The organism is Sphingorhabdus sp. EL138 (genome assembly GCF_945890115.1).
GTDB lineage: Bacteria > Pseudomonadota > Alphaproteobacteria > Sphingomonadales > Sphingomonadaceae > Sphingorhabdus_B.
Genome location: NZ_CAMDCK010000011.1, coordinates 83,374 through 93,004 on the forward strand (window position 1 = coordinate 83,374; position 9,631 = coordinate 93,004).

General features: G+C 54.1%; 3 protein-coding genes and 1 pseudogene. 1 reads left to right on the forward strand and 3 read right to left on the reverse strand.

All coding sequences use genetic code 11. The features are described 5' to 3' along the window. Window positions 1-65: 65 nt before the first annotated feature. Window positions 66-4,346 carry a DNA-directed RNA polymerase subunit beta' gene (rpoC, locus tag Q0O07_RS07045; RefSeq protein WP_295491986.1) on the reverse strand — a complete coding sequence of 1,427 codons (4,281 nt, stop codon included), beginning with the start codon at window positions 4,344-4,346 and terminating at the stop codon, window positions 66-68. Between the two features lie 81 nt (window positions 4,347-4,427). Continuing rightward, a complete protein-coding gene (rpoB, locus tag Q0O07_RS07050) occupies window positions 4,428-8,585 on the reverse strand; it encodes a DNA-directed RNA polymerase subunit beta (RefSeq protein ID WP_295491988.1) in 4,158 nt (1,385 codons plus the stop codon). A 314-nt stretch (window positions 8,586-8,899) separates the two neighbouring features. Between rpoB and Q0O07_RS07055 the strand changes: the two genes are divergently transcribed. Then, a complete protein-coding gene (locus tag Q0O07_RS07055; RefSeq protein ID WP_295491990.1) occupies window positions 8,900-9,502 on the forward strand; it encodes a Dam family site-specific DNA-(adenine-N6)-methyltransferase in 603 nt (200 codons plus the stop codon). A gap of 21 nt (window positions 9,503-9,523) precedes the next feature. On the opposite strand, the pseudogene Q0O07_RS07060 reads toward Q0O07_RS07055, so the two are convergent. Then, window positions 9,524-9,631 (reverse strand): annotated as a pseudogene (locus Q0O07_RS07060) (IS481 family transposase); the annotation flags it as partial.

Here is a 9,631-nt window from a genome sequence, read left to right on the forward strand (position 1 = left end):
GCCGACCAACAAAAAACCCGCCGGAAATGCATCCGGCGGGTTTTTGTTTGCCTTATAAGCGACGTTTATTCTTCTTCGCTCGTGTCAACGACATCGTCGATAGCGGCGTCGGTTGTGGTCAGGTCATCTGAAATAACCTTTGCCAACACATCGTCGCCAATCGCGGCTTCAGGGCCCTGAGCCAGTTCGGCAGCATGCTCTTCGGCTGCTGTCTCTGGCGCAATCAGGCTTTCCTGCAGCTTCTTGTAGCTGGCACGAAGCGCAACGTCGCGGCTTGTCGCGGCAATCCGCATGCGGTTCATGGCAGAACCAGTTCCCGCAGGGATCAGACGACCAACGATCACATTTTCCTTCAGACCGGTCAGAATGTCCTTCTTACCTTCCACGGCGGCCTGTGTGAGGACGCGTGTGGTTTCTTGGAAGGATGCCGCCGAGATGAACGAACGTGTCTGCAACGAAGCCTTGGTGATGCCGAGCAATACAGGGTTACCCGTTGCGTGTGCTTGGCCCTTGGTCAGCTTTGCGTTGATCGCGTCCATTTCTTCGCGGTCGACCTGTTCGCCCGGAAGCAAAGTAGTGTCGCCACCGAAGGTGATCTCAACCTTTTGCAGCATCTGACGAACGATCGTTTCGATGTGCTTATCGTTGATCTTCACGCCCTGCAGACGATATACTTCCTGAATTTCGGCAACCAGATATTCCGCCAGTGCCTCAATGCCCATGACTTCAAGAATATCATGCGGGTTCGGCGAACCAGCAATCAGATTATCGCCCTTACGAACGAAATCGCCTTCCTGAACGTCAAGTACCTTTGACTTCTGAATCAGATACTCAATACGATCGCCTTCTTCCGGCACAATCGCAATCTTGCGCTTCGCCTTATAATCACGGACGAACTCTACGCGGCCCGAGATTTTGGCGATGATCGCATTGTCCTTTGGAATGCGCGCTTCGAACAATTCGGCAACGCGTGGCAGACCACCGGTAATGTCGCGGGTCTTGGCAGATTCGCGGGTCACACGTGCGATGACATCGCCCGCCTGCACCGTGGCACCGTCTTCGACCGACAACATCGTGCCAACGCCAAGCAGATAACGTGCAGCTTCGCCGCTATCGTCATCCAACAAGGTAATGCGCGGACGAAGGTCTTCCTTCTTGGTGCGGCTACCGGCACGATCTTCGATAACGACGCGCTGGGCAATACCCGTTGCTTCGTCGGTCTGTTCGGTTAGCGTCTTGCCGTCGATCAAATCCTGATATTTGATAATACCTGATTTTTCGGTGATGATTGGCATGGTGAATGGATCCCATTCGGCCAGACGGTCACCAACGCTGACTTCAGCGCCATCCGGGAATGCCAAAGTCGCACCATAAGGCAGACGGTGGATTTCCATTTCACGGCCATCCTTGTCAACGATGATCAATTCACCGTTACGCGCCATCGCCAAACGCTTCTTCCGCTTGTCGACGATACTTGGCAGGTCGCGATACATGACCTTACCCGATGCCGTAGCATCAAGGTTGGACTGCTCGTTCAACTGCGCTGCACCACCAATGTGGAACGTACGCATGGTCAGCTGGGTACCAGGCTCACCAATGGACTGGGCAGCAATAACGCCGACGGCTTCACCGATGTTCACGGGCGTACCGCGTGCAAGGTCACGGCCATAGCATGTGCCGCAAACGCCGACCTTGGATTCGCACACCAATGGCGAGCGGATCTTAAGGGCTTGAATGCCGGTTTCTTCCATCGCGACAACCATTGGCTCGTCGAGCAAGGTTCCCGATGGGATCAACACCTTGCCATCAAGGCCGATGATGTCTTCTGCCGTAGTACGGCCAAGGACACGCTCACCCAGCGAGGCGATAGTGGAACCACCCTGAACGATAGACCGCATTTCCAAAGCACGCTCTGTACCGCAATCGACTTCAACGATGGTGCAATCTTGCGATACGTCCACCAGACGGCGCGTCAGATACCCTGAGTTAGCCGTCTTCAATGCTGTATCGGCCAGACCCTTACGGGCACCGTGGGTCGAGTTGAAATACTCGAGAACGGTCAGACCTTCCTTAAAGTTCGAGATGATTGGCGTTTCAATGATCTCGCCCGAAGGCTTGGCCATCAATCCACGCATACCGGCAAGCTGCTTCATCTGCGCTGGCGAACCACGCGCACCGGAGTGGCTCATCATGTAGACCGAGTTGACAGGCAATTCGCGGCCATGCTCGTCCATTGGTGAAGCCTTCAGCTTATCCATCATGGCGCTGGCGACCTTGTCACCGCATGTGGACCAGGCGTCGATCACCTTGTTGTATTTTTCTTGCTGCGTGATCAGACCGTCCTGATACTGTTGCTCAAAATCGGCAACAATTGCCTTGGTTTCGGCAACCATTTCGGTCTTTTCTTCCGGAATGATCATGTCGTCCTTACCGAACGAAATACCGGCCTTGAACGCATATTTGAAGCCAAGCGACATGATTGCGTCGGCGAACAATACCGTGTCTTTCTGACCAGTGTGGCGATAGACCTGATCGATAACGTCGCCGATTTCCTTCTTGGTGAGAAGGCGGTTGACGGTTTCGAAAGGTACGCGGTGGCTTTTTGGCAGCGTTTCCGCGAGCAACATACGGCCGGGTGTGGTGTCAAAGCGAACCATGCGCTCTACGCCGTCTTCGCCAGTCTGTGGCACGCGGGCGATGATCTTGGAATGGAGCGTGACCGCACCCACTTCAAGCGCCTGATGCACTTCGGCCATATCGGACAGCATCATGCCTTCGCCGGGTTCGCCGCGACGATCCATTGAAAGATAATAGAGACCCAAGACCATGTCCTGCGAAGGAACGATGATTGGCTTACCATTGGCTGGCGACAGGATGTTGTTTGTCGACATCATCAATACGCGGGCTTCCAATTGCGCCTCAAGGCTCAATGGAACGTGGACGGCCATCTGGTCACCGTCAAAGTCAGCGTTAAATGCCGAACAGACCAACGGGTGAAGCTGGATAGCCTTGCCTTCAATCAGGACAGGTTCAAACGCCTGAATGCCCAAACGGTGCAGTGTTGGCGCACGGTTGAGCAATACGGGATGCTCGCGGATAACCTCATCGAGGATGTCCCAAACTTCCTTACGCTCCTTTTCGACCCACTTCTTGGCTTGCTTCAGGGTCATCGACAGACCCTTGGCATCCAGACGCGAGTAAATGAACGGCTTGAACAGTTCGAGCGCCATCTTCTTTGGCAGGCCGCATTGGTGCAATTTCAATTCTGGACCAGTCACAATAACCGAACGACCCGAATAATCGACGCGCTTGCCCAAAAGATTCTGACGGAAACGGCCCTGCTTGCCCTTGAGCATGTCGGATAGCGACTTCAACGGACGCTTGTTGGCACCCGTAATCGTGCGACCGCGACGGCCATTGTCGAACAATGCGTCGACAGCTTCTTGCAACATACGCTTTTCGTTGCGGACGATGATGTCCGGCGCGCGCAGCTCGATCAGGCGCTTCAAACGGTTGTTACGGTTGATGACACGGCGATAAAGATCGTTCAGGTCGGAGGTTGCAAAGCGGCCACCATCTAGCGGAACCAGCGGGCGCAATTCTGGTGGAATGACCGGAATGACGTCCAAGATCATCCACTCTGGCTTGTTGCCGGAATCGATGAAGCTTTCGACGACCTTCAAACGCTTGATGATCTTCTTGGGCTTCAGTTCCGACTTGGTGACAGCTAACTCGTCGAGCAGGTCCGTGCGCTCTTGTTCAAGGTCGAGGTCCATCAACATGGTCTTGACGGCTTCGGCACCAATGCTGGCGGTGAAAGCATCTTCGCCATATTCGTCCTGTGCGTCGAGCAATTCGTCTTCGCTCAGCAACTGGAACTTCTCCAGCGCGGTGAGGCCGGGCTCGGTGACGATATAGTTTTCGAAATACAGCACGCGCTCAAGCTGCTTCAACTGCATGTCTAGCAACAGGCCAATGCGCGATGGCAGCGATTTCAGGAACCAGATATGCGCAACCGGCGCAGCCAATTCGATATGGCCCATACGCTCACGGCGCACCTTGGTGACCGTAACTTCAACGCCGCATTTCTCGCAGACGACGCCCTTATACTTCATGCGCTTATACTTGCCGCACAAGCACTCATAATCCTTTACCGGACCAAAGATGCGCGCGCAGAACAGGCCGTCACGCTCTGGCTTGAACGTGCGATAGTTAATGGTTTCCGGCTTTTTAATTTCGCCAAAGGACCAGCTGCGGATTTTCTCCGGCGATGCAATCCCGATCTGGATTTGGTCAAAGGTTTCGACCTTGGCGATGGGATTGTTGAATTTGCTCAGTTCGTTCATATTCTTTTCCTCATTGGGCATGTGCCCATGAAAACCTAAAGGCGGGGGCAGGAGGCGGACCGAAATCCGCCCATCTCTGCTTTATTCCGCTGCTTCGGCAAAGCCCTCGTCACCTTCGATCAAATCATGCGCTTTTAGCTCTACATTGAGACCCAATGAACGCATTTCCTTGACCAGAACGTTGAAGCTTTCGGGGATACCGGCTTCAAAGCTGTCGTCACCCTTGACGATGGCTTCGTAAACCTTGGTACGACCGATCACGTCATCTGATTTGACCGTGAGCATTTCCTGCAAGGTGTAAGCGGCACCATAAGCTTGAAGCGCCCAGCATTCCATTTCTCCGAAACGCTGACCACCGAACTGCGCCTTACCACCCAATGGCTGCTGCGTGACAAGACTGTACGGTCCGATCGAACGGGCGTGGATCTTGTCATCAACAAGGTGATGCAGTTTCAACATGTAGATGATGCCGACTGTGACCTTGCGGTCGAACTTGTCACCGGTGCGTCCGTCAAACAGGTCAGACTGACCCGAACCGTCAAGTCCAGCAAGCTGAAGCATGGACGTTACGTCGGCTTCACGTGCGCCGTCGAACACAGGTGTGCCCATGGGCACGCCAGTGATGACATTGCTGGCAAGCTCAATGATGTCCGCATCGCTACGGTTCTTGATCTCGTCGGCATATTCTGCGCCATAAGCCTTCGCCAGACGTTCCCGCACCACGGCTGGCGGGGCCGCTGCTTCTGGGTTCGGGTTTGCATGGCGCCACTCTTCCAAAGCCTCACCAATTTGCATGCCCAGACCACGTGCAGCCCAGCCAAGATGGGTTTCGAAAATCTGACCCACGTTCATACGTGACGGCACACCCAATGGGTTGAGCACGATGTCGACAGGCGTACCGTCGGCGAGGAACGGCATGTCTTCTTGCGGAAGAATCCGCGAGATAACACCCTTGTTCCCGTGGCGTCCGGCCATTTTGTCACCAGGTTGCAGTTTACGCTTCACGGCGACGAAGACCTTGACCATCTTAAGTACGCCCGGCGCTAGCTCATCGCCACGCTCCAGCTTCTCACGACGATCTTCAAACTTCTCGACGATCAACTTGACGGCGTCGTCATATTGAACCTTGACCGCTTCAAGATCGCCTTGGATCTTGTCGTCGGCAACGGCGATTTTCCACCATTCGTGACGCTCGACGTCGCTGAGATTATCCTCAGTGATTACATCGCCCTTCTTGATGCCCTTTGTCGCTGCAGCTGCAGTTTGGCCAATCAGCATGTCTTTCAAACGGTTGTACGTCGCACGGTTCAAAATGGAACGTTCATCCTCGCGGTCCTTCGCAAGACGCTCGATTTCTTCACGTTCAATCGCCATGGCGCGCTCGTCTTTGTCGATGCCGTGCCGGTTAAAGACGCGGACTTCAACGACCGTACCAGCAACACCTGGCGACAGACGCAGCGATGTGTCGCGCACGTCGCTTGCCTTTTCACCGAAGATGGCGCGCAGCAGCTTTTCTTCTGGCGTCATCGGGCTTTCGCCCTTTGGCGTGATCTTACCTACGAGAATGTCACCAGGGTGCACCTCTGCGCCGATGTAGACAATGCCAGCTTCATCGAGGCTGCGGAGCGCGTCTTCACCTACATTTGGAATATCGCGGGTGATATCTTCTGGTCCAAGCTTGGTATCGCGGGCCATCACTTCGAATTCTTCGATATGGACCGATGTAAACACATCATCCTTCACGATACGTTCGGAGATCAGGATCGAATCTTCGTAATTATACCCATTCCAAGGCATGAACGCGACGAGGCTGTTCTTGCCCAAGGCGAGTTCGCCCAGTTCAGTCGACGGACCGTCGGCAATGATGTCGCCGGCCTCAATCACGTCACCGACCTTCACCAATGGCTTTTGGTTGATGCAGGTGTTCTGGTTCGAACGCTGGAACTTTTGCAGCGTGTAGATGTCGACGCCTGATTTGCCGGGCTCCACATCGCCAGTAACACGCACAACGATACGGGTCGCATCGACTTGGTCGACAATACCTGTGCGGCGTGCGCCAATGGCCGCGCCGGAGTCACGGGCAACGGTCTCTTCCATGCCTGTGCCGACAAACGGCGCTTCTGCACGCAGCAGAGGCACAGCCTGACGTTGCATGTTTGATCCCATCAATGCGCGGTTGGCGTCATCATTTTCGAGGAATGGGATGAGCGATGCCGCAACCGAAACCAACTGCTTTGGCGAGACGTCCATCAAGGTAATCTGGTCACGCGGTGCCATCAGGAATTCGCCTGCTTCACGCGACGAAATCAGGTCTTCAACAAAACTGCCATCGGCGTTCAATTCGGCGTTCGCCTGCGCGATGGTGTTCTTTTGCTCTTCCATGGCGGAGAGATACACCACATCGTCGGTGACCTTATTGTCGATGACCTTGCGATAGGGCGTTTCGATAAAGCCATATTTGTTCACCCGGCTGAATGATGCCAGCGAGTTGATCAGGCCGATGTTCGGGCCTTCCGGCGTTTCAATCGGGCAGATACGGCCATAATGCGTTGGGTGAACGTCGCGGACTTCAAAGCCAGCACGCTCCCGCGTCAAACCACCTGGTCCAAGTGCCGAAACGCGGCGCTTGTGGGTGACTTCCGAAAGCGGGTTGGTCTGATCCATAAACTGCGACAATTGCGACGAACCAAAGAATTCACGCACGGCAGCAACTGCTGGTTTTGCGTTGATCAGGTCGTTTGGCATCACGGTCGATACGTCAACCGAGCTCATCCGCTCCTTCACCGCGCGCTCCATGCGCAGCAAGCCAACGCGATACTGGTTTTCCAGCAATTCGCCGACCGAACGGACACGACGGTTGCCAAGGTTATCGATATCGTCGATTTCGCCCTTGCCGTCCTTCAGGTTCACCAGTTCCTTGACCACGGCGAGGATATCCTCCGTCCGCAAGGTCGTCAGCGTGTCTTCGACGTCCAAGTTCAAACGCATGTTCAACTTCACGCGGCCAACCGCGCTGAGATCATAGCGGTCAGCATCGAAGAACAGGCCAGCAAACAAGGCTTCTGCGGTTTCACGCGTTGGCGGTTCGCCCGGACGCATAACGCGGTAAATGGCGTCGAGCGCCATGTCGCGGTTCTCGGCCTTGTCTGCCTTTAATGTGTTGCGCATCCATGCGCCGGTGATGACATGGTCGATGTCGAGCAGCTCAAGGCTGTCAATGCCGGCCTTGTCCAAGGCATCCAGATTTTCGGCGGTGATTTCGTCACCGGCTTCGACATAAATCCGGCCCGTCTTTTCGTCGATCAAATCGAACGCCGAATAACGGCCAAAGATTTCTTCGGTTGGAATCAGCAGATTGGTCAAGCCATCCTTGACGGCCTTATTGGCCGCGCGTGGCGTAACCTTGGTGCCCGCAGGGAATACAACTTCGCCCGTATTGGCATCGACAATGTCGAACATCGGCTTCGACGCGCGCCATTGTTCCGCGTTGAACGGAATCTTCCATCCACCCTTGCCACGCTCAAATGTCACAAGGTCATAGAAATGGCCCAGAATTTCTTCGTCGTTCAAGCCCAGCGAATAGAGCAAGGTCGTGACCGGCAATTTGCGCTTACGGTCGATACGGACGTTGACGATATCCTTGGCATCAAATTCAAAGTCGAGCCACGAACCACGGTACGGAATAACGCGCGCTGCAAACAGATATTTGCCGCTGCTATGCGTTTTGCCGCGGTCATGGTCGAACAAGACGCCCGGCGAACGGTGCATTTGGCTGACGATAACGCGCTCTGTACCGTTGATGAAGAAGGTGCCGTTATGCGTCATGAGCGGCATGTCGCCCATATACACGTCCTGCTCCTTAATATCGAGGACCGAGCGCGCTTCGGTGTCGGGGTCAACCTCAAACACGATCAGGCGCAAGGTCACCTTCATCTGCGCCGCATAAGTAATCCCGCGCTGACGGCATTCTTCGACGTCAAATTTCGGATCTTCCAATTCGTAATGCACGAAGTCGAGTTCCGAGGTGCCGGCAAAATCCTTAACCGGAAAAACGCTGCGCAGCGTCTTTTCAAGGCCGGATACATAGCCAATCGACGGGTCAGAACGCAGGAACTGTTCATAGCTCTCGCGCTGAACCTCAATAAGGTTGGGCATGTCGATAACTTCATGGATGTTACCGAAGATTTTGCGGATACGCTTTTGACGCGACAGGGTCGCAGGAGCGGGACGGGATGCCATAAGGTGCTTTGCCTCAGTTAGAAATGTCAGTCGCGGCGTGCCATTCCACAGACAAGAAAAGGCCGCATAGCAATGCCCCGAAGAATCGAGCCCTGCCGTGCAGCCGTTTCGCGTATGTGAAAACCCATATCCATCAATACGTTAGCCAAGTTGCGCGACGACAAGGCCATTCCCGATGGGTTGGATGTTGAGGGCGGTATAGGCGGGCAGGGGGCGGGGGTCAAGCGGTGGGATGCGTTCACACGCATCCAAAAATGCCCGCCCTTAGGCAAATAAGCTGCTAGACATTTGTTCCCTGTTTGTTACTGTGCAATATGTCTTCCCAAGCAACACAATCGGCGCTCGCGCTTGAACCTATAGTCGATGATGCATTCGTTGTTCGAAAGCCATTTTTGAAATGGGCTGGCAATAAAAACAGAGTAAAGCATCACATTGTCCCGCGCCTCCCAGAGGGCAAAAGGCTGGTCGAACCTTTTGCAGGTTCGTGTGCAATCTCCCTGGCGTCTGATTTCGACAGTTATCTGATTGCTGATGCAAATGCGGATTTGATAGATATGTATCAGTTTATCAAAGTTGACGTAGATGCTGTAATCGAGGCGGCAGAGGGGCTGTTCGTTCCGCGTAATAACGAAGCCGAAGCCTTTTACGAATTGCGGCTAGAATTTAATCAGGCTGTCACCTCGGTAAGAAAATCAGCTTTATTCATTTATCTGAATCGACACTGCTTTAACGGCCTATGCCGTTATAACGCATCGGGTGGTTTTAACGTACCGTTCGGCAGATATTCGGGCCCGACGTGTCCCAGTAGAGAAATTCTTGGTTTTTCGGAATTTGCGCAGCGCTGTGAATTTCATCACCAGTCATTCGAAGAAACTTTTGCAATGGCTGAAGAGGGTGATGTAAGGTTGACGATCTAGCGGGACATCGACTGGGAGAGATTATAGCCTTTCGCGAAGGGCTTCATAGGGTGTTTTTCCGTTGAAAGCACCGTGCGGTCGGTTGAAGTTGTAGAAGTTCTCCCATTCGATGAGCTTGGCCTCGAGATC